The organism is Pseudomonas marginalis, assembly GCF_900105325.1.
GTDB classification, from domain to species: Bacteria; Pseudomonadota; Gammaproteobacteria; order Pseudomonadales; family Pseudomonadaceae; genus Aquipseudomonas; species Aquipseudomonas marginalis.
Genome location: NZ_FNSU01000003.1, coordinates 1,858,745 through 1,877,652, shown reverse-complemented (window position 1 = coordinate 1,877,652; position 18,908 = coordinate 1,858,745). Strand labels below are relative to the sequence as shown.

Annotated in this window: 17 protein-coding genes; 9 read left to right on the top strand and 8 right to left on the bottom strand. The window is 59.8% G+C overall.

The window, feature by feature from the left end; genetic code table 11:
• Positions 1–101: 101 nt before the first annotated feature.
• Genes hflD through BLW22_RS17755 form a run of 3 tightly spaced genes read right to left on the bottom strand, consistent with a single transcriptional unit; the run spans position 102 to position 2,352 of the window.
• Complete coding sequence (gene hflD, locus BLW22_RS17765) at positions 102–725, bottom strand: high frequency lysogenization protein HflD (protein WP_027606331.1); 624 nt, start codon at positions 723–725, stop codon at positions 102–104.
• Positions 722–1,846, bottom strand: coding sequence for a tRNA 2-thiouridine(34) synthase MnmA (gene mnmA / locus BLW22_RS17760; RefSeq protein WP_065927068.1), 1,125 nt, complete (start codon positions 1,844–1,846; stop codon positions 722–724). The genes hflD and mnmA overlap by 4 nt, the downstream gene beginning before the upstream one ends.
• A gap of 59 nt (positions 1,847–1,905) precedes the next feature.
• On the bottom strand, positions 1,906–2,352 hold the full coding sequence (locus tag BLW22_RS17755; protein WP_074847174.1) for an NUDIX hydrolase: 447 nt from the start codon (positions 2,350–2,352) through the stop codon (positions 1,906–1,908).
• A gap of 189 nt (positions 2,353–2,541) precedes the next feature.
• Here BLW22_RS17755 and BLW22_RS17750 point away from each other — a divergent pair, with 189 nt between their 5' ends.
• Together BLW22_RS17750 and BLW22_RS17745 are read left to right on the top strand one after the other, a co-directional pair.
• On the top strand, positions 2,542–3,438 hold the full coding sequence (locus BLW22_RS17750; protein ID WP_074847173.1) for a DMT family transporter: 897 nt from the start codon (positions 2,542–2,544) through the stop codon (positions 3,436–3,438).
• A 72-nt stretch (positions 3,439–3,510) separates the two neighbouring features.
• Complete coding sequence (locus tag BLW22_RS17745; RefSeq protein WP_065927071.1) at positions 3,511–4,383, top strand: LysR family transcriptional regulator; 873 nt, start codon at positions 3,511–3,513, stop codon at positions 4,381–4,383.
• A 57-nt stretch (positions 4,384–4,440) separates the two neighbouring features.
• Here BLW22_RS17745 and BLW22_RS17740 read toward each other — a convergent pair whose 3' ends face one another.
• Positions 4,441–6,666, bottom strand: coding sequence for an NADP-dependent isocitrate dehydrogenase (locus BLW22_RS17740; protein ID WP_065948350.1), 2,226 nt, complete (start codon positions 6,664–6,666; stop codon positions 4,441–4,443).
• Between the two features lie 493 nt (positions 6,667–7,159).
• Here BLW22_RS17740 and icd point away from each other — a divergent pair, with 493 nt between their 5' ends.
• Entirely contained in the window at positions 7,160–8,416 is a 1,257-nt protein-coding gene (gene icd / locus BLW22_RS17735; RefSeq protein ID WP_027606337.1) for an NADP-dependent isocitrate dehydrogenase, read from the top strand.
• Positions 8,417–8,498: 82 nt separating this feature from the next.
• On the opposite strand, the gene cspD is transcribed toward icd, so the two are convergent.
• Positions 8,499–8,777, bottom strand: coding sequence for a cold shock domain-containing protein CspD (gene cspD / locus BLW22_RS17730; protein ID WP_074848197.1), 279 nt, complete (start codon positions 8,775–8,777; stop codon positions 8,499–8,501).
• A 225-nt stretch (positions 8,778–9,002) separates the two neighbouring features.
• On the opposite strand from cspD, the gene clpS reads away from it, so the two are divergent.
• A complete protein-coding gene (clpS, locus tag BLW22_RS17725; RefSeq protein WP_010567912.1) occupies positions 9,003–9,371 on the top strand; it encodes an ATP-dependent Clp protease adapter ClpS in 369 nt (122 codons plus the stop codon).
• A 29-nt stretch (positions 9,372–9,400) separates the two neighbouring features.
• A complete protein-coding gene (gene clpA / locus BLW22_RS17720) occupies positions 9,401–11,671 on the top strand; it encodes an ATP-dependent Clp protease ATP-binding subunit ClpA (protein WP_027606339.1) in 2,271 nt (756 codons plus the stop codon).
• A 163-nt stretch (positions 11,672–11,834) separates the two neighbouring features.
• Here clpA and infA read toward each other — a convergent pair whose 3' ends face one another.
• From infA to aat, 3 genes are all read right to left on the bottom strand, one after another.
• Positions 11,835–12,053, bottom strand: a complete 219-nt coding sequence (infA, locus tag BLW22_RS17715) for a translation initiation factor IF-1 (RefSeq protein ID WP_002553999.1) — start codon at positions 12,051–12,053, stop codon at positions 11,835–11,837.
• Positions 12,054–12,153: 100 nt separating this feature from the next.
• On the bottom strand, positions 12,154–12,861 hold the full coding sequence (locus BLW22_RS17710) for an arginyltransferase (RefSeq protein ID WP_027606340.1): 708 nt from the start codon (positions 12,859–12,861) through the stop codon (positions 12,154–12,156).
• A gap of 55 nt (positions 12,862–12,916) precedes the next feature.
• Entirely contained in the window at positions 12,917–13,597 is a 681-nt protein-coding gene (gene aat, locus BLW22_RS17705) for a leucyl/phenylalanyl-tRNA--protein transferase (protein WP_065927073.1), read from the bottom strand.
• A 498-nt stretch (positions 13,598–14,095) separates the two neighbouring features.
• On the opposite strand from aat, the gene BLW22_RS17700 reads away from it, so the two are divergent.
• The 4 genes from BLW22_RS17700 to crcB are packed head-to-tail and all read left to right on the top strand — an operon-like array spanning position 14,096 to position 18,906.
• Positions 14,096–16,504 (top strand): DNA translocase FtsK, encoded by a 2,409-nt coding sequence (locus BLW22_RS17700; protein ID WP_065927074.1) that lies wholly within the window; start codon positions 14,096–14,098, stop codon positions 16,502–16,504.
• Between the two features lie 54 nt (positions 16,505–16,558).
• Positions 16,559–17,182, top strand: coding sequence for an outer membrane lipoprotein periplasmic chaperone LolA (gene lolA / locus BLW22_RS17695; RefSeq protein ID WP_016975527.1), 624 nt, complete (start codon positions 16,559–16,561; stop codon positions 17,180–17,182).
• 27 nt (positions 17,183–17,209) lie between these two features.
• A complete protein-coding gene (locus tag BLW22_RS17690; RefSeq protein WP_027606344.1) occupies positions 17,210–18,532 on the top strand; it encodes a replication-associated recombination protein A in 1,323 nt (440 codons plus the stop codon).
• Positions 18,532–18,906 carry a fluoride efflux transporter CrcB gene (crcB, locus tag BLW22_RS17685; protein WP_027606345.1) on the top strand — a complete coding sequence of 125 codons (375 nt, stop codon included), beginning with the start codon at positions 18,532–18,534 and terminating at the stop codon, positions 18,904–18,906. The genes BLW22_RS17690 and crcB overlap by 1 nt, the downstream gene beginning before the upstream one ends.
• The last annotated feature ends 2 nt before the right edge of the window (positions 18,907–18,908 follow it).

Below are 18,908 nucleotides of genomic sequence, written 5' to 3'. Positions count from 1 at the left end.
ACGAAATGGGGCGCGTATCATACATGAAAAAATTCGCCGGTCCGTTGCCAACTGACCGGCGTATTACGCGTAACGGCTTGAAAATAGCCTGTCGGTGCGACTTATTCGTTGCGCATCAACGGGTAAAGCTCTTTGAGCAATTTGCGTCGGCTGATCACCAGCTGCCAACGATGACCGCCCAATTGCCGCCACAACCGCGCCGACCGAATACCGGCCAGCAGCAGTGCGCGGATTTTCGAGGCGTTGTTCGGTTGCTGCAGGTTGCGCATGTCGCCGTGCACCTGGATGCGTTGGCGCAAGGTGCTCAAGGTGTCCTGGTACAGCGCACCGCAGGCGGCGATCACGTTTTCGTGGGCCGGGCCGAAGTGTTCTACCTGGGACTGGATCTGTGGCAGGCGTTTGCCGATGGTTTCCAGCATGTCTTCGCGCTTGGCCAACTGGCGCTCGAGGCCGAGCATCGACAGGGCGTAGCGCAGCGGCTCGCGCTGCAAGGTGCTGGGGTCGCGCTCCAGGGCGCCGATCAGGGCGCGATAACCTTCACGCAGTGCGAGGTCGTCGCCGCCGTAGACTTCCAGGGTGTCCTTGGGGTCGCGGATCAGCAGGCTGCCGAGCATGCAGGTCAGGCCGGCTTCGGTGACCTGGCCGGTCTTGGCGATCTTGTCCACCAGCACGGCGGAGAGAAATACCCCGCCGAGTGCCGTCAATTGCTCCTGGGTCGGGCTCATGCCGGGTTGCTCCAGGCTTCGGCGACTTCAATCACGCCGCCGCCCAGGCAGATTTCGCCGTCATAGAACACCACGGACTGGCCAGGAGTGACCGCACGTTGCGGGTCATCAAAGGTGGCGCGGTAGCCCGTCGCGGTTTTTTCCAGGGTGCAGGGCTGGTCGCCCTGGCGATAGCGCACCTTGGCCGTCAGGCGGCGCGGGGTGCTCAGGTCGATCGGGTTGACCCAATAGATCTCCGAGGCCAGCAGCGCGCCCGAGAACAGCAGCGGGTGTTCATTGCCCTGGCCGACGATCAGCACGTTGTGCTCCAGGTCCTTGACCAGCACGTACCACGGCTCTTCGCCGGCATCCTTCAAGCCGCCGATGCCCAGGCCCTGGCGCTGGCCGATGGTGTGGTACATCAAGCCATGGTGACGGCCGATCACTTCGCCGTCGGTGGTCTTGATCTCGCCCGGTTGCGCCGGCAGGTACTGCTTGAGGAAGTCGCTGAAACGGCGCTCGCCGATAAAACAGATCCCGGTGGAATCCTTCTTCTTGGCGGTCGCCAGGCCGTGTTGCTCGGCGATCCTGCGCACTTCGGGCTTTTCCAGCTCGCCCACCGGGAACAGGGTCTTGGCGATCTGTTCACCGCCGACGGCGTGCAGGAAGTAGCTCTGGTCCTTGTTCGGGTCCAGGCCCTTGAGCAGTTCGGTACGGCCATCGATGTCGCGGCGACGCACGTAGTGGCCAGTGGCAATCAGGTCGGCGCCAAGGATCATGGCGTAGTCGAGGAACGCCTTGAACTTGATTTCGCGGTTGCACAGGATGTCCGGGTTCGGCGTGCGACCAGCCTTGTATTCGGCCAGGAAGTGCTCGAACACGTTGTCCCAGTACTCGGCGGCGAAGTTGGCGGTGTGCAGCTTGATGCCAATTTTGTCGCACACGGCCTGGGCGTCCGCGAGGTCGTCCATGGCGGTGCAATATTCCGTTCCATCGTCTTCTTCCCAGTTCTTCATGAACAGGCCTTCCACCTCATAACCCTGCTCCATGAGCAGAACGGCGGAAACGGAAGAATCCACGCCGCCGGACATGCCGACGATGACGCGCTTCTTTTGTGTGTCAGAAGGGGCTGGATCACGCATAGGGTTTCAACGGGTGTCTTGAAAAAGGACGCGATTCTAACAGGCCTGGGCCCGCAAGGCTAAAGAGAAGGGCGGATCAATTCCAGGCTGTGACGCTGGCCGGCCAGATAATCATCGATACAGCGGATGATCAGCTCGCTACGCCAGTCGTCGCGCACGGCCATCAGCTCGTCACGGCTCAGCCAGTGGGCGCGCAGGATGCCTTCGTCCAGTTGATAGTCCGGGTGGTGTTTCAGTGCCTTGGCAATAAAGCAGACGCGTTGATAGGTAACCCCGTTGCTGGGTGCGGTGTACAGGTAGATGCCGACGATACCCGTGGCTTCCACGTCCCAGCCGGTTTCTTCGAGGGTTTCGCGCACGGCGGCCTCGGTCAGGGTCTCGTCTGGGTCGAGGTGGCCGGCAGGCTGGTTGAGCACGGCGCGGCCGCCCTTGAGTTCTTCGACCATCAGGAACTTGCCGTTGTCTTCGACGATGGTGGCGACGGTGATGTGGGGTTGCCAGGTCATGGGATGCCTCTCGATTCTGAATGCAGCGCAGTCTTGGAGCAGGATTACAGCAGTGTGGGAGGGGGCAATCCCCCTCCCACAAGGATGATGCATAAGCAATCTGCATGATGCGCCTGACATTTTATGATTTTACCGATTTCAGCGCCTGGCGCAGCTTATCTCTCCAGAACCCTCAGTTTGGAGAGTGTCATGAACCCTATTGCCGATAAAAGCTACGAAGTACGCCTTACATCGCCACTGCCCATTGTCTTCATCCTGCTCTGGAGTTCCGGCTACATCGGCGGTGCGTACGGTGTGCGTTATGGCGAGCCCTTCACCATGACGTTCTATCGGTTTGCCCTGGCTGCCCTGGTGTTCCTGGGCGTTGCACTCGCCATCAAGGCGCAATGGCCTAAACGACTTGCCCCCTACCTCCATGCTGCGACAGTGGGACTGCTGTTGCAGGCCCTGCAGTTCGGCGGCCTTTACGCCGGCATCAGCCAAGGCGTTCCCGCAGGGCAGGCGGCATTGATCGTCGGGCTGATGCCGGTGTTCGTGGTGATCGGTGCCTATTTCTGCCTGGGTGAACAATTGAGCTGGCGCGACCTGCCGGGTTCGATCCTGGGTGTTGGCGGCGTGGCCATCGTCGTGGCCAGCAGCTTTTTTGGCTCCGAGGCGTCAGTGGGTGGTTACGGCGCGGTGGGCTTGGCGCTATTGGGTATCACGCTTGGCACGCTCTACCAGAAGCGCTTTCTGGGCGGGGTGAATCTATGGGTGGGGTGTTTCATTCAGATGGTCACCGCGTCGTTGGTCATGTTGCTGCTGGCATACACCACTGAAACCATGCAGGTCACCGAGTGGGTTCCATTCGCAGCGTCGGTGGCCTGGATCACGCTGATGAACTCCGTGGGTGCGCTGACGCTGCTGTATTTGATGATTCGACGCGGGGAGGCGAGTAAGGCGACGAACTTGTTTCATGTGATTCCGGCGGTCACGCAGATCATGGCGTCGTTGGTGTTGGGTGAGGTGCCGAGTGGGGTGGCGATTGTAGGGTTTGTTGTTTCAGGGGCAGGGGTTTATTGGATGAATCATGTGCGCGCCAAGTAGGTAGTCTTGACAGGTATAGCGGGCGCCTTGCACTAATGGCAGGGAATAATTACTCACTCCCATGGGGGTGGCATGAGAGTCAATCTTGATATTCAGTCGCTGCGCAGTTTCCTCAAGGTCGCAGAACTGGGCAGTTTCACCCGGGCCGCGCAAGCGTTGAGCCTGACCCAGCCGGCAATCAGCCAGCAAATTCGACGACTTGAGGATTTGCTGGGTGTCGAGCTTTTTGCCCGCGACAATCGGCAGGTGTTGCTCACCCTCGAAGGAGAGCGCTTGACCGGCTATGCCCAGCAAATGGTCAGCGTCAACGACAAAGTGGGGAGCCTGTTTGATGCCAGTCGCACTCAAGAGTCCGTGACGCTGGGTATTCCCGAATATTTCAGCGAGGAAATCCTGCAGCGCGTTATTCCTGCTCTGGCGCTTGAATTACCTTCAGTGCGAATTGTGGTCAAGGTCGCGCGTTCCCTGTTGCTCGCGGAGGCGTTCAGTGAAGGACGAATCGATATTGGCCTGATGATTGATGAGTTGCCAAAAGTCGCTGGCGTGCCTTTGCATGCACTTTCGTTGATGTGGCTGGGTGGCGAGTGTGCGGCAGCCCCCATGGAAGGGCAGGAAGTTTCGCTGGCGCTGTTCAAGGCGCCCTGCGTGTTCAGGAGCCTGGCGATTCGGCGTTTGGAGGAGAGTGGCATCAGGTGGCGCTGCGTGTATGAGTCTGAAGACTTGATGTCGCTGCGTTCAGCGGTCCAGGCGGGAGTCGGTGTGACGCTTTTACCCTGGTTTGCCCAGGTGCCGGGCTTGAAAAACGTCGAAGCGCTCGCGCATTTGCCTGCGCTGCCGGGGTTTGGGGTTGAACTCAAGCAGAGGCCGGGCTGGGAGCCTTGGTACAAACCGCAGTTCCTGGCGATTATCGAGGCCGCATGGCGCGAGGAATACGGTGTTGCATAAACCCTGAAAACACAAACCCCGGCACGTGGCCGGGGTTTGTGATGCATCCCTACAACCTTACTTCAACTTGGCAATCGCCGCATTGAGGGTGTTGCTTGGGCGCATGGCCTTGCTGGTCAGCTCCGGGTTCGGCGCGTAGTAGCCGCCGATGTCCACTGGCTTGCCCTGTACGGCATTGAGCTCGGCAACGATGGTTGCTTCGTTCGCGGCCAGGGTCTTGGCCAGTTCGCTGAATTGACCTTGCAGTGCAGTGTCTTCGGTTTGGGCGGCCAGGGCCTGGGCCCAGTACAGCGCCAGGTAGAAGTGGCTGCCGCGGTTGTCGATGTTGCCGACTTTGCGCGATGGCGACTTGTTGTTGTCGAGGAACTGGCCGGTGGCCTGGTCCAGGGTCTTGGACAGCACCAGGGCTTTCGGGTTGTTGTACGTCACACCCAAATGCTCGAGGGAAGCGGCCAGGGCCAGGAACTCACCCAGGGAATCCCAGCGCAGGAAGTTCTCTTCCAGCAGCTGTTGCACGTGCTTCGGCGCCGAACCGCCGGCGCCGGTTTCGAACAGGCCGCCGCCATTCATCAGCGGCACGATCGACAGCATCTTGGCGCTGGTGCCCAGTTCCATGATCGGGAACAGGTCGGTCAGATAGTCGCGCAGTACGTTGCCGGTCACCGAGATGGTGTCCAGGCCTTTGCGGGTACGTTCCAGGGTGAACTTCATCGCGTCGACCGGCGACATGATGCGGATGTCCAGGCCTTCGGTGTTGTGGTCTTTCAGGTAGGCCTGGACTTTCTCGACCACGACGCCGTCGTGTGCACGCTTGGGGTCCAGCCAGAAGATGGCCGGGGTGTTGCTGGCGCGGGCACGGTTGACGGCCAGCTTGACCCAGTCCTGGATCGGCGCGTCTTGGGTCTGGCACATGCGGAAGATGTCGCCGGCTTCGACTTTCTGTTCCATCAGCAGGTTGCCCTTGCTGTCGGTCACGCGGACGACGCCGTCAGCCTTGACCTGGAACGTCTTGTCGTGGGAGCCGTACTCTTCGGCTTTTTTCGCCATCAGGCCAACGTTTGGCACGCTGCCCATGGTGGTAGGGTCGAAGGCGCCGTTGGCCTTGCACTCTTCGATCACCGCCTGGTAGATGGTGGCGTAGCAGCGATCCGGGATCACGGCCTTGGTGTCGTGCAGCTGGCCGTCGGTGCCCCACATCTTGCCGGAGTCACGGATCATGGCCGGCATCGAGGCGTCGACGATCACGTCGCTCGGCACGTGCAGGTTGGTGATGCCTTTGTCGGAGTTGACCATCGCCAGGGAAGGGCGAGCGGCGTAGACCGCCTGGATGTCAGCTTCGATCTGCGCCTGCTGCTCGGCCGGCAGGGCCTTGATGCGGGCGTACAGGTCGCCGATGCCGTTGTTCAGGTTGAAGCCGATTTGTGCCAGCACGTCTGCGTGCTTGGCCAGGGCGTCTTTATAGAATTCGGCAACGATCTGGCCGAACATGATCGGGTCGGAGACCTTCATCATGGTGGCTTTCAGGTGGACCGACAGCAGCACGCCTTGTTTCTTGGCGTCTTCAATTTCAGCGGCGATGAAGCTGCGCAGGGCGTTCTTGCTCAGTACCGCGCTGTCGATGATTTCGCCGGCCTTGACGCTGGTCTTTTCTTTCAGGACGGTGGTGGTGCCGTCCTGGGCGACCAGCTCGATCTTGACAGCGTCAGCGGCTTCGATCTGCACGGCTTTTTCGCTGCCGTAGAAGTCGCCGTTGCTCATGTGGGCAACGTGGGACTTGGAGTCTGCAGCCCAGGCGCCCATCTTGTGCGGGTGCTTGCGAGCGTAGTTCTTGACCGACAGCGGCGCGCGGCGGTCGGAGTTGCCTTCGCGCAGTACCGGGTTCACGGCGCTGCCCTTGACCTTGTCGTAACGTGCACGGGTTTCTTTTTCCGCGTCGGTGGTTACGGTTTCCGGGTAGTCCGGCAGGGCGTAGCCCTGGGCCTGCAGTTCCTTGATCGCCGCTTGCAGCTGCGGGGTCGAGGCGCTGATGTTAGGCAGCTTGATGATGTTGGCTTCAGGGGTAACGGCCAGGTCGCCCAGTTCGGCGAGGTGGTCCGGTACGGCCTTGGTGCCCAGTTGCTCGGGGAAGCTTGCGAGGATGCGCCCTGCGAGGGAGATGTCGCGGGTTTCCACGGCAATATCAGCGGAAGCGGTGAAGGCCTCTACGATAGGCAGCAGTGAATAGGTGGCGAGGGCTGGGGCTTCGTCGGTGAAGGTGTAGATGATCTTCGAGCGGGTGGGCATATTCGGATTAACTCTCTTCTTTGCTGAAAGCGTGCGCAGAAACTCGAGATGCGCCGGGTGGAGCGCGTTCGTTCAAAGTCATCCATGAGCGAAAGGTCGAGGTTTCTTCGCGGTGATGTTGGGTTGCATCAGTCGAGCGTCAAGCGGGTGGACTATTGTATTAGTCCTGCTTTGTAGCGGAGGGCCCTGTTCCAGAGCGGTCTGCCATCGTGACTCTTTGGTCAGCGGCGGCATTATACATAGGTCGCTATGCTTACGCCGAGCCTTCATACAAAAGGTGTGTCGTCCATTGGTCTAAAGGTCGCAGGTACCGGGTTACGCCTAAAGTCGCACGAAGTGCTCAAGATTGGCGCTTTTCCCTTTGCTTTCAGGCTTGTAGGCGACAATTTATGCTGTTTTCGATGCAAATGAGCATGGCGCGAGGTTTCAGTCGCCATTTATCTGGAGTAGGCTCGAACGCAGCCAGATGTTCAATCCATAGATGGAGTTCAGCATGGGATACAAGAAGATTCAGGTTCCGGCAGTCGGCGACAAAATCACCGTCAATGCAGACCATTCTCTCAATGTTCCTGACCAACCGATCATCCCGTATATCGAAGGTGATGGTATTGGCGTCGACATCAGTCCGGTGATGATCAAGGTGGTCGACGCAGCTGTTGAAAAGGCCTACGGCGGCAAGCGCAAGATCTCCTGGATGGAGGTGTACGCCGGCGAGAAGGCGACCCAGGTCTACGACCAGGACACCTGGCTGCCCCAGGAAACCCTGGATGCGGTCAAGGATTACGTGGTGTCCATCAAGGGCCCGCTGACCACTCCGGTAGGGGGCGGCATTCGTTCGCTGAACGTGGCCCTGCGTCAGCAACTCGACCTCTACGTGTGCCTGCGCCCGGTGCGCTGGTTCGAAGGTGTGCCCAGCCCGGTCAAGAAACCAGGCGATGTGGACATGACCATCTTTCGCGAAAACTCCGAAGATATTTACGCCGGGATCGAGTGGAAGGCCGGCTCGCCGGAAGCGACAAAGGTCATCAAGTTCCTCAAGGAGGAAATGGGCGTCACCAAGATTCGTTTCGATCAGGATTGCGGCATTGGTATCAAGCCGGTATCGCTGGAAGGCACCAAGCGCCTGGCGCGCAAGGCCCTGCAATATGTAGTGGATAACGATCGCGACTCGCTGACTATCGTGCACAAAGGCAACATCATGAAGTTCACCGAAGGGGCCTTCAAGGAATGGGCCTACGAAGTGGCGGCTGAAGAATTCGGTGCGACCCTGCTGGATGGCGGCCCGTGGATGCAGTTCAAGAACCCGAAGACCGGCAAGAATGTAGTGGTCAAGGATGCCATCGCCGATGCCATGCTCCAGCAGATCCTGTTGCGTCCGGCCGAGTATGACGTGATCGCGACCCTCAACCTGAACGGCGACTACCTGTCCGACGCCCTGGCGGCAGAGGTGGGCGGTATCGGGATTGCGCCGGGTGCCAATCTGTCCGACACCGTCGCCATGTTCGAGGCGACCCACGGTACTGCGCCCAAGTATGCGGGCAAGGACCAGGTCAACCCGGGTTCATTGATCCTGTCGGCGGAAATGATGCTGCGTCATATGGGCTGGACCGAAGCGGCCGACTTGATCATCAAGGGCACCAACGGTGCTATCTCGGCCAAGACCGTGACTTATGACTTCGAACGCCTGATGGATGGCGCGAAGCTGGTGTCTTCGTCGGGCTTTGGGGATGCGTTGATTTCTCACATGTAAAAGCCTGGTACAAAAAAAACCGGCCAACCCAAGTCGATCGGGTGGCCGGTTTTTTATCGCATGTCACTCGCTTCGCGGGGTGTCAGGCCGTTTGTTTCTTTTCGTTATGAGCGGTTGATGGCGTGTTTTTTTCATATGTTTCGGCTTTCACTGCACCGATATTCACGGCGTGCAGCCCTTTCGGTCCTTGAATGATTTCAAAGCTCACAGCTTGGCCCGCCTTCAGCGTTTTGTACCCATCCATGTTAATCGCTGAATAGTGCGCAAAAAGGTCCTCGGTTTTACCGTCTTCATTAACAAAGCCATATCCCTTGGCATTGTTGAACCACTTGACCTTGCCACTGATCTTGACGCCAGACATACCCATTTCCCTCTGCACCAGACTCCATCACTGGAGTATCATCCAGTTTATCCGTCCTAACCCGAATAAATAAGGTTGACTGCGCGGACCTTTTTTACCCACTGTGGGTTCTATTGGTTGTAACACCGATTTGCCGATAGTCAAGGCGACCAAGTGGTCAGGAGTTGAAAATCTGACAGGTCGCCCCCACCACTGTATTTGAACCACTGACGAACCTTTCTTTCCATGCATGCAATCAGCCAGATTCGACTAACATTCAATCAGGATCGACCGGATCACGAACACGATGACGACGGTTCTGCAGGCATTGCTGTTCAGGAGGCCAAGCCTGCTTTACAGGCGCCGCCGATGTACAAGGTGGTTTTGTTCAACGATGACTACACACCGATGGATTTCGTGGTCGAAGTGCTCGAGGTGTTTTTTAACCTGAACCGCGAGTTGGCGACCAAGGTAATGCTGGCCGTTCACACAGAAGGACGGGCAGTATGTGGAGTGTTTACCCGTGACATCGCCGAGACAAAGGCCATGCAGGTCAACCAGTACGCCAGGGAAAGCCAGCATCCGCTACTCTGTGAAATCGAGAAGGACGGTTAACGCCGACCACTTGGGTATGAGGTGAAGCTATGTTAAACCGCGAGCTCGAAGTCACCCTCAATCTTGCCTTCAAGGAGGCTCGTTCGAAGCGTCATGAATTCATGACCGTCGAACACCTGCTGCTGGCACTTTTGGATAACGAAGCTGCCGCCACGGTTCTGCGTGCGTGCGGCGCCAATCTCGACAAGCTCAAGCATGACCTGCAGGAGTTTATCGACTCCACCACGCCACTGATCCCCGTGCATGACGAGGACCGTGAGACCCAGCCAACCCTGGGCTTCCAGCGGGTATTGCAGCGTGCTGTTTTCCACGTACAGAGCTCCGGTAAGCGTGAAGTCACAGGCGCCAATGTGCTTGTGGCGATCTTCAGCGAACAGGAAAGCCAGGCAGTGTTCCTGCTCAAGCAGCAAAGCGTTGCCCGTATCGATGTCGTCAACTACATCGCCCACGGTATCTCCAAGGTGCCTGGGCACGGCGATCATTCCGAGGGTGAGCAGGATATGCAGGACGACGAGGGCGGTGAGTCTTCTTCTTCAAGCAACCCGCTGGATGCCTATGCCAGCAACCTCAATGAGCTGGCGCGCCAGGGGCGGATCGATCCGTTGGTGGGGCGTGAGCTTGAGGTGGAGCGCGTAGCGCAGATCCTGGCGCGCCGTCGCAAGAACAACCCGTTGCTGGTGGGTGAGGCGGGCGTGGGCAAGACCGCGATTGCCGAAGGCCTGGCCAAGCGCATCGTCGACAACCAGGTGCCGGACCTGCTGGCCAATAGTGTCGTCTACTCCCTTGACCTGGGCGCGTTGCTCGCCGGGACCAAGTACCGTGGCGATTTCGAGAAGCGCTTCAAGGCCCTGCTCGGCGAGCTGAAAAAACGCCCGCAGGCGATCCTGTTCATCGACGAGATCCACACCATCATTGGTGCCGGTGCGGCATCCGGTGGTGTGATGGACGCCTCCAACCTGCTCAAGCCGTTACTGTCGTCGGGTGATATCCGCTGCATCGGCTCGACCACCTTCCAGGAATTCCGCGGCATCTTCGAGAAAGACCGTGCCCTGGCGCGTCGCTTCCAGAAAGTCGACGTGTCCGAGCCGTCGGTCGAAGACACCATCGGCATCCTGCGCGGGCTCAAGGGGCGGTTTGAAGCGCACCACGGCATCGAGTACACCGATGAGGCGCTGCGTGCGGCCGCCGAGTTGGCGTCGCGCTACATCAATGACCGGCACATGCCGGACAAGGCCATCGATGTGATCGACGAGGCAGGGGCCTACCAGCGCCTGCAGCCGGTCGAGAAGCGTGTGAAGCGCATCGACGTGCCTCAGGTCGAGGACATTGTCGCGAAGATCGCGCGGATTCCGCCAAAACACGTCAACAGTTCCGACAAGGAGCTGCTGCGTAACCTGGAGCGCGACCTCAAGCTCACCGTGTTCGGCCAGGACGCAGCGATCGACGCGCTGTCCACCGCGATCAAGCTGTCGCGTGCGGGCCTCAAGTCGCCGGACAAGCCTGTCGGTTCGTTCCTGTTCGCCGGTCCTACCGGTGTCGGCAAGACCGAGGCGGCTCGGCAATTGGCCAAGGCCATGGGGATCGAGCTGGTGCGCTTCGACATGTCCGAATACATGGAGCGTCACACCGTGTCGCGCCTGATCGGTGCGCCTCCGGGCTATGTCGGTTTCGATCAGGGCGGCCTGTTGACCGAGGCGATTACCAAGCAGCCCCATTGCGTACTGCTGCTCGATGAAATCGAGAAGGCCCACCCGGAAGTCTTCAACCTGCTGCTGCAGGTAATGGACCACGGGACCCTGACCGACAATAACGGGCGCAAGGCGGACTTCCGCAATGTCATCCTGATCATGACCACCAACGCCGGTGCCGAGACGGCCGCGCGGGCTTCGATCGGCTTTACCCACCAGGATCACTCGTCCGATGCGATGGAAGTGATCAAGAAGAGCTTCACGCCGGAGTTCCGTAACCGCCTGGACACCATTATCCAGTTTGGTCGCCTCAGCCATGAGGTCATCAAGAGTGTGGTGGACAAGTTCCTCACCGAGCTTCAGGCGCAGTTGGAAGACAAGCGCGTGCAACTGGATGTCACGGAAGCGGCACGCAGCTGGATCGCCGAAGGTGGCTACGACGCGGCAATGGGCGCTCGCCCGATGGCGCGCCTGATCCAGGACAAGATCAAGCGGCCGCTGGCCGAAGAGATCCTGTTTGGCGAGCTTTCCGACCATGGTGGCGTGGTGCATATCGACCTGAAGGATGGCGAGCTGACCTTCGAGTTCGAAACCACGGCTGAAATGGCCTGATCGTTCTGCAATAACGCAAAAGGCGCCGAAAGGCGCCTTTTTGCTGTCTTGAAATGCAATTCTCAGAATGGGGCTTGCCCCCTCCCACAGGATCCCTTGGTGTTGGAGAAATCCCATGCACACAAAAACGCCCGGCATAACCGGGCGTTTTGTATTGACTTGCTTAGCGAGCGCGGTAAGTGATGCGCCCTTTGCTCAAGTCATAGGGCGTCAGCTCGACGCGCACTTTGTCACCGGTAAGAATACGAATGTAGTTCTTGCGCATCTTGCCGGAGATATGCGCGGTTACGACGTGCCCATTTTCCAACTCCACACGAAACATGGTGTTGGGCAGGGTGTCGACGACAGTGCCTTCCATTTCGAAGCTGTCTTCTTTCGACATGCAGTAAAGCCCTCGGTATCCAGTGAATGGCCCGGTGCAACTGCGCCAGGCAAAAGCGGCGTGCATTGTGCCCGAAAAAGGGTGTTTAAGCCAAGGGGTTCTAGTTAAGCGTGACCCATCTTTGATTAATCAGCAGTTCTATGGGGCGATATTGGGTCTTGTAGTTCATTTTTTTGCAGTTCTTGATCCAGTATCCGAGGTACACCGCCTCCAGTTCCAGGCGCAGTGCTTCACCGATTTGCCAGAGGATTGCAAAGCGCCCAAGGCTGCGACGCTCTTCGGCTGGCTCGTAGAAGGTGTAGACCGCTGATAGGCCGTTAGGCAGCAAATCGGTCACGGCGACGGCCACCAGACGGCCGTCCGCGCGAAATTCGTAAAAGCGCGAGAACGGCAGGTCACGCACCAGGAAGGTGGAAAACTGGTCGCGGCTGGGTGGGAACATATCGCCGTCGGCGTGGCGCTGCTCGATATAGCGCTGGTACAGGTCGAAATACTCTTCGGTGAATCGTGGCTTGGCAGCTGCCACCGTCAGGTCGGCATTGCGCTTGAGGATGCGCTTCTGATTGCGGTCCGGCAGAAACTGCGCCACGGGGATGCGTGCCGGCACGCAGGCATTGCAGTTCTGGCAGTGGGGCCGGTACAGATGATCGCCGCTGCGTCGAAAACCCATTTCCGAGAGATCGGCATACACGTGCACATCCATTGGCTGGCTGGGGTCGAGGAACAGCGTGGTGGCCTGCTCGTCGGGCAGATAGCTGCAAGAGTGGGGTTGAGTGGCATAAAACTTCAAGCGCGCCAACTCGGTCATGATCAACCCTCGGATAAGCTTTGAAATAAGTGTAAGCCAGGTGTGCGGATGTCGCCTAAGAAACCCATGGCCCGGAATTGCGTTGGTCCAGGTGGTCTTGTAGGAAATCGGCAAATTCACTGCGAGGAATGGCGCGAGCACCCAGGCTATGCAGGTGATCATTGGGCATCTGGCAGTCGATCAGTACAAAGCCCCAGGCCTGCAATTGCCGGGTCAATGTAGCAAAGCCGAATTTCGAGGCATTGTCGGCACGGCTGAACATGGATTCGCCAAAAAACAGCTGGCCCATCGCCAGGCCATACAGTCCGCCCACCAGCACGCCTTCGTCCCATACCTCAACCGAATGTGCATAGCCGCGCTGATGCAGTTCCAGATAGGCGCGCTGGATACCTTCGGTGATCCAGGTGCCATCGGCATACGCACGCGGCGCGGCGCACGCCTGGATGACGGCGGCAAAGTCCTGGTCGAAGGTCACGGTATAGCGCTGCTGGCGCAATAGTTTGCCCAGGCTGCGGGAGACATGCAGCTCGTCGGGGAATATCACGGTGCGCGGGTCCGGCGACCACCAGAGGATCGGCTGGCCCTCCGAGAACCAGGGAAAGCAACCGTGGCGGTAGGCTTGCACCAGTCGCTCGGCCGACAGGTCGCCACCGGCGGCGAGCAGGCCATTGGGTTCACGCATGGCCTTGGCCAGCGGGGGAAATGTCAGTGAGTCGCGTTGTAACCAGGTCAGCATGGCATCCAGGCTTGCGGAAGGGGAGGGGAGTGGCAGGCGGATCGCCTGCCCCAAGGGGTGTGATTATTGTCGACGCAGCGCTGTGGGGCCAGCCCGAATCGGCTGTTGGCGTGCATAAGCGTGAGCGGGTGTTTCTGCAACTCTCTGCGTGAGGCGTGGTCGTAATCGGGTCTGGCCCATGCAGGCCATTTGCCAAGCTTGCCTGGATTGGTAAAAACAGCTCATAAGCCTTTGTCAGCAAAGACAATGCATGCTCAAATTGAACATGTTGTGACACACAATTGGCTATGCTGCCTGAAGAAAGCCAAGTGGCGTGGCAACCGCAACACAAACCCGTACAATGCGGCCATTGTGGCGTTATCGCCATTTCATCCAGCAATCGCCCAGTGTTAAAAGTAGATTCCACGACGTTCGTTCATTTTTCAGCTGCTCGGATTGGGCAGTATTTGCACTTATTCAACAGATGGACGCGCTAACAGGCGCAGGAAAAGACCCGTTTTGAAGAAATCCGCCGCAACACCTAAAGCAGCCGTCGTGCCGGCCTGGCGCCAGCACCTGCACTATCGACTCAAGGAAGGCGCGCTGATCGCTATCGGCGCGCTGTGCCTGTTCCTGATGATGGCCTTGCTCACCTATGGCAAGGACGATCCGGGCTGGAGCCACAACAGCAAGATCGAAGACGTGCAGAACTTCGGTGGGCCTGCCGGTTCCTACAGCGCCGATATCCTGTTCATGGTGCTGGGTTACTTCGCCTATATCTTCCCGCTGTTACTGGCGATCAAGACCTGGCAGATCTTCCGCCAGCGTCATGAGCCGTGGCAGTGGAGCGGCTGGCTGTTTTCGTGGCGCCTGATCGGCCTGGTATTCCTGGTACTGTCCGGTGCCGCCCTGGCGCATATTCATTTCCACGCACCCACCGGCCTGCCGGCGGGCGCGGGTGGGGCGCTGGGCGAGAGCCTCGGCGACCTGGCGCGCAAGACCCTGAATATCCAGGGCAGCACCCTGATGTTTATCGCGCTGTTCCTGTTTGGCCTCACCGTGTTCACCGACCTGTCGTGGTTCAAGGTGATGGACGTGACGGGCAAGATCACCCTCGACCTGCTGGAGCTGTTCCAGGGCGCTGCCAACCGCTGGTGGGCCGCCCGGGTCGAACGCAAGCGCATGGTGGCCCAGTTGCGCGAGGTGGATACCCGCGTCAACGAAGTGGTGGCCCCAAGCACACCGGACCGCCGTGAGCAGGCCAAGGTCAAGGAACGCCTGATCGAACGCGAGCAGGCCCTGAGCAAGCACATGTCGGACCGCGAGAAGCAGGTGCCGCCGGTGATCGCCCCGGCGCCGCCCAAGCCGGCCGAGCCAAGCCACCGCGTGCAGAAAGAGAAACAGGCGCCGTTGTTTGTCGACAGCGCCGTGGAAGGCACCTTGCCGCCGATCTCGATCCTCGACCCGGCCGAAAAGAAACAGCTCAACTATTCCCCTGAGTCCCTGGCGGCCGTCGGCCATCTGCTGGAAATCAAACTCAAGGAATTCGGCGTCGAGGTGTCGGTGGACTCGATCCATCCCGGCCCGGTGATTACCCGTTACGAAATCCAGCCGGCTGCCGGCGTCAAGGTCAGCCGCATTTCCAACCTGGCCAAGGACCTGGCGCGCTCCCTGGCCGTGACCAGCGTGCGCGTGGTGGAAGTGATCCCGGGCAAGACTACCGTGGGTATCGAGATTCCCAACGAAGATCGCCAGATCGTGCGCTTCTCCGAAGTGCTGTCGACGCCCGAATACGACAACTTCAAGTCGCCGGTCACCCTGGCCCTGGGCCACGACATCGGCGGCAAGCCGGTGATCACCGACCTCGCCAAAATGCCTCACCTGCTGGTGGCCGGTACCACCGGTTCGGGTAAATCGGTGGGCGTGAACGCGATGATCCTGTCGATCCTGTTCAAGTCCGGCCCGGAAGACGCCAAGCTGATCATGATCGACCCGAAGATGCTCGAACTGTCGATCTATGAAGGCATTCCGCACCTGCTCTGCCCGGTGGTCACTGACATGAAGGACGCCGCCAACGCCCTGCGCTGGAGCGTTGCCGAGATGGAGCGCCGCTACAAGCTGATGGCGAAGATGGGCGTGCGTAACCTGTCGGGCTTCAACGCCAAGGTCAAGGAAGCCCAGGACGCCGGCACGCCGCTGACCGACCCGCTGTACAAGCGCGAAAGTATCCACGACGAAGCACCGCTGTTGAGCAAGCTGCCGACCATCGTGGTGGTGGTCGACGAGTTTGCCGACATGATGATGATCGTCGGCAAGAAGGTCGAAGAGCTGATCGCGCGTATCGCCCAGAAGGCGCGGGCGGCCGGTATTCACTTGATCCTCGCCACCCAGCGTCCGTCGGTGGACGTGATCACCGGCCTGATCAAGGCCAACATCCCGACCCGCATGGCGTTCCAGGTGTCGAGCAAGATCGACTCACGGACCATCATCGACCAGGGCGGTGCCGAGCAACTGCTGGGCCACGGTGACATGCTCTACATGCCGCCGGGTACCAGCCTGCCGATCCGGGTCCACGGCGCCTTCGTCTCCGACGATGAAGTGCACCGCGTGGTGGAGGCCTGGAAGCTGCGTGGCGCGCCCGAATACAACGACGACATCCTCGCCGGTGTCGAAGAGGCCGGCAGCGGCTTCGACGGTGGTAGCAGCGGTGGCGACGATGATGCCGAAACCGACGCGCTGTATGACGAAGCCGTGGCGTTCGTGCTGGAAAGCCGCCGCGCCTCGATTTCTGCGGTGCAGCGCAAGCTGAAGATCGGCTATAACCGCGCTGCGCGCATGATCGAAGCCATGGAAAACGCTGGCGTCGTCACTGCAATGAACACCAACGGCTCGCGCGAAGTCATCGCCCCCGGGCAGATGCGCGACTGATTCCGTGCCGCGTGGCAGCACGCGGCGCGCCCTTACGACTCAATGAGGACTCCCATGCGTCTTATCCGCATGCTGTTGTTGCCGGCACTGGCCCTGACCGCTGTTTCGGCCCACGCTGACCCGGCCTCCGTCGCCAGCCTGAAAAACCTGTTGGACAAATCCCAGACCCTGACTGCGCGCTTCTCCCAGCTCACCCTGGATGCCGGTGGCACCCAGTTGCAGGAAACCGCCGGCGAGATGGCCGTGCAGCGCCCAGGGTTATTCTACTGGCACACCGAAGGCAAGGCCGAGCAGACCATCGTCTCGGACGGCCAGAAAGTCACCCTGTGGGACCCGGACCTGGAGCAGGCGACCATCAAGAAGCTCGACCCGCGCCTGAACCAGACGCCGGCGCTGCTGCTGTCGGGCGATGTGTCGAAAATCAACGACAGCTTCGACATCACCTCCAAGCAAACCAGCAACGTGATCGAGTTCACCCTCAAGCCGAAATCCAAGGACACGTTGTTTGACACGCTGTCCCTGTCGTTCGGCAACGGCGTGATCAATAACATGCGCCTGGTCGACAGCGTCGGCCAGCGCACCGATATCCTGTTCTCCGGGGTCAAGGCCAACCAGCCGGTACCGGCGTCCAAGTTCAAGTTCGACATCCCCAAGGGTGCCGACGTGATCCAGGAATAAACTGCCCAGAGGTTTCAAGCGCTGCCCATGGATCTGTTTCGAAGTGACCCGATTGCCCAGCCTTTGGCCGCGCGCCTGCGCTCGACCAACCTGGATGAGTACGTCGGTCAGGAACACCTGCTCGCTCGCGGCAAGCCTTTGCGCGAAGCCCTGGAGCAGGGTGCGCTGCACTCGATGATTTTCTGGGGGCCGCCGGGCGTGGGTAAGACCACCCTGGCGCGGCTGCTGGCAAAAGTCTCGGATGCACACTTCGAAACGGTCTCGGCCGTGCTGGCCGGGGTCAAGGAGATCCGCCAGGCCGTCGAGGTGGCCAAGCAGCAGGCCGGACAGTACGGCAAGCGCACCATCCTGTTTGTCGACGAAGTGCATCGTTTCAACAAGTCGCAGCAGGATGCGTTTTTGCCCTATGTCGAGGATGGCACGCTGATTTTTATCGGTGCCACCACCGAAAACCCTTCGTTTGAATTGAACAATGCGTTGCTCTCGCGGGCGCGGGTCTATGTGCTCAAGAGCCTCGATGAAGCCGCGATGCAAAAGCTGTTGCACCGCGCCCTGAGCGAAGACAAGGGCTTGGGCAAGCGCCAACTGAGCCTCAGCGATGAAGGCTTCAAGATTCTGCTAAGCGCCGCCGATGGTGATGGCCGGCGCTTTCTCAACCTGCTGGAGAACGCCTCCGACCTGGCCGAAGACGGCAGCGAGATTGGCGTCGACCTGCTGCAAAGCCTGCTCGGCGATACGCGTCGGCGTTTCGACAAGGGCGGCGAAGCCTTCTACGACCAGATTTCGGCGCTGCACAAATCCGTGCGCGGCTCCAACCCGGACGGCGCGCTGTATTGGTTTGCGCGCATGATCGACGGCGGCTGCGACCCGCTGTACCTGGCGCGCCGCGTGGTGCGTATGGCCAGTGAAGACATCGGCAACGCCGACCCGCGCGCCCTGAGCCTGTGCCTGGCGGCCTGGGAAGTGCAGGAGCGCCTCGGCAGCCCGGAAGGTGAGCTGGCGGTGGCCCAGGCCATCACGTACCTGGCCTGCGCGCCGAAAAGCAACGCGGTGTACATGGGCTTCAAGTCCGCCCTACGTGCGGCCGCCGAACACGGCTCCCTCGAAGTGCCGCTGCATCTGCGCAATGCGCCGACCAAGTTGATGAAACAACTGGGCTACGGTGATGAATACCGCTATGCCCATGATGAGCCGGACGCCTATGCCGCCGGCGAAGACTATTTCCCCGACGAGCTTGAGCCGCAGCCGTTCTACCAGCCGGTGCCCCGCGGCCTGGAGCTGAAGATCGGTGAAAAGCTCAATCACCTCGCCCAACTCGACCGCCTCAGCCCCAAACAGCGGAGAAAGTAGTGTTCAAGACGATTCTTGCCGTGTCCGCAGCCGGCATCGCTGGTACATTATTGCGTTTCGCCACTGGTACTTGGGTGAGCGCCAATTGGCCGAAGCATTTTTATGCGGCGACCCTGGCGGTCAACCTGGTGGGTTGCCTGATCATCGGGTTGTTGTACGGCTGGTTCCTGTTGCGCCCGGAAGTACCGATTGAAATTCGCGCCGGCTTGATTGTCGGCTTTGTAGGCGGTCTGACGACCTTTTCATCCTTTTCACTGGATACGCTGCGCCTGCTGGAAAGCGGGCAGGCCCTGGTCGCCTTCGGGTACCTCGGCATCAGCGTGTTCGGCGGGCTGCTCGCCACCTGGGCCGGCCTGTCCTTGACCAAACTTTGATA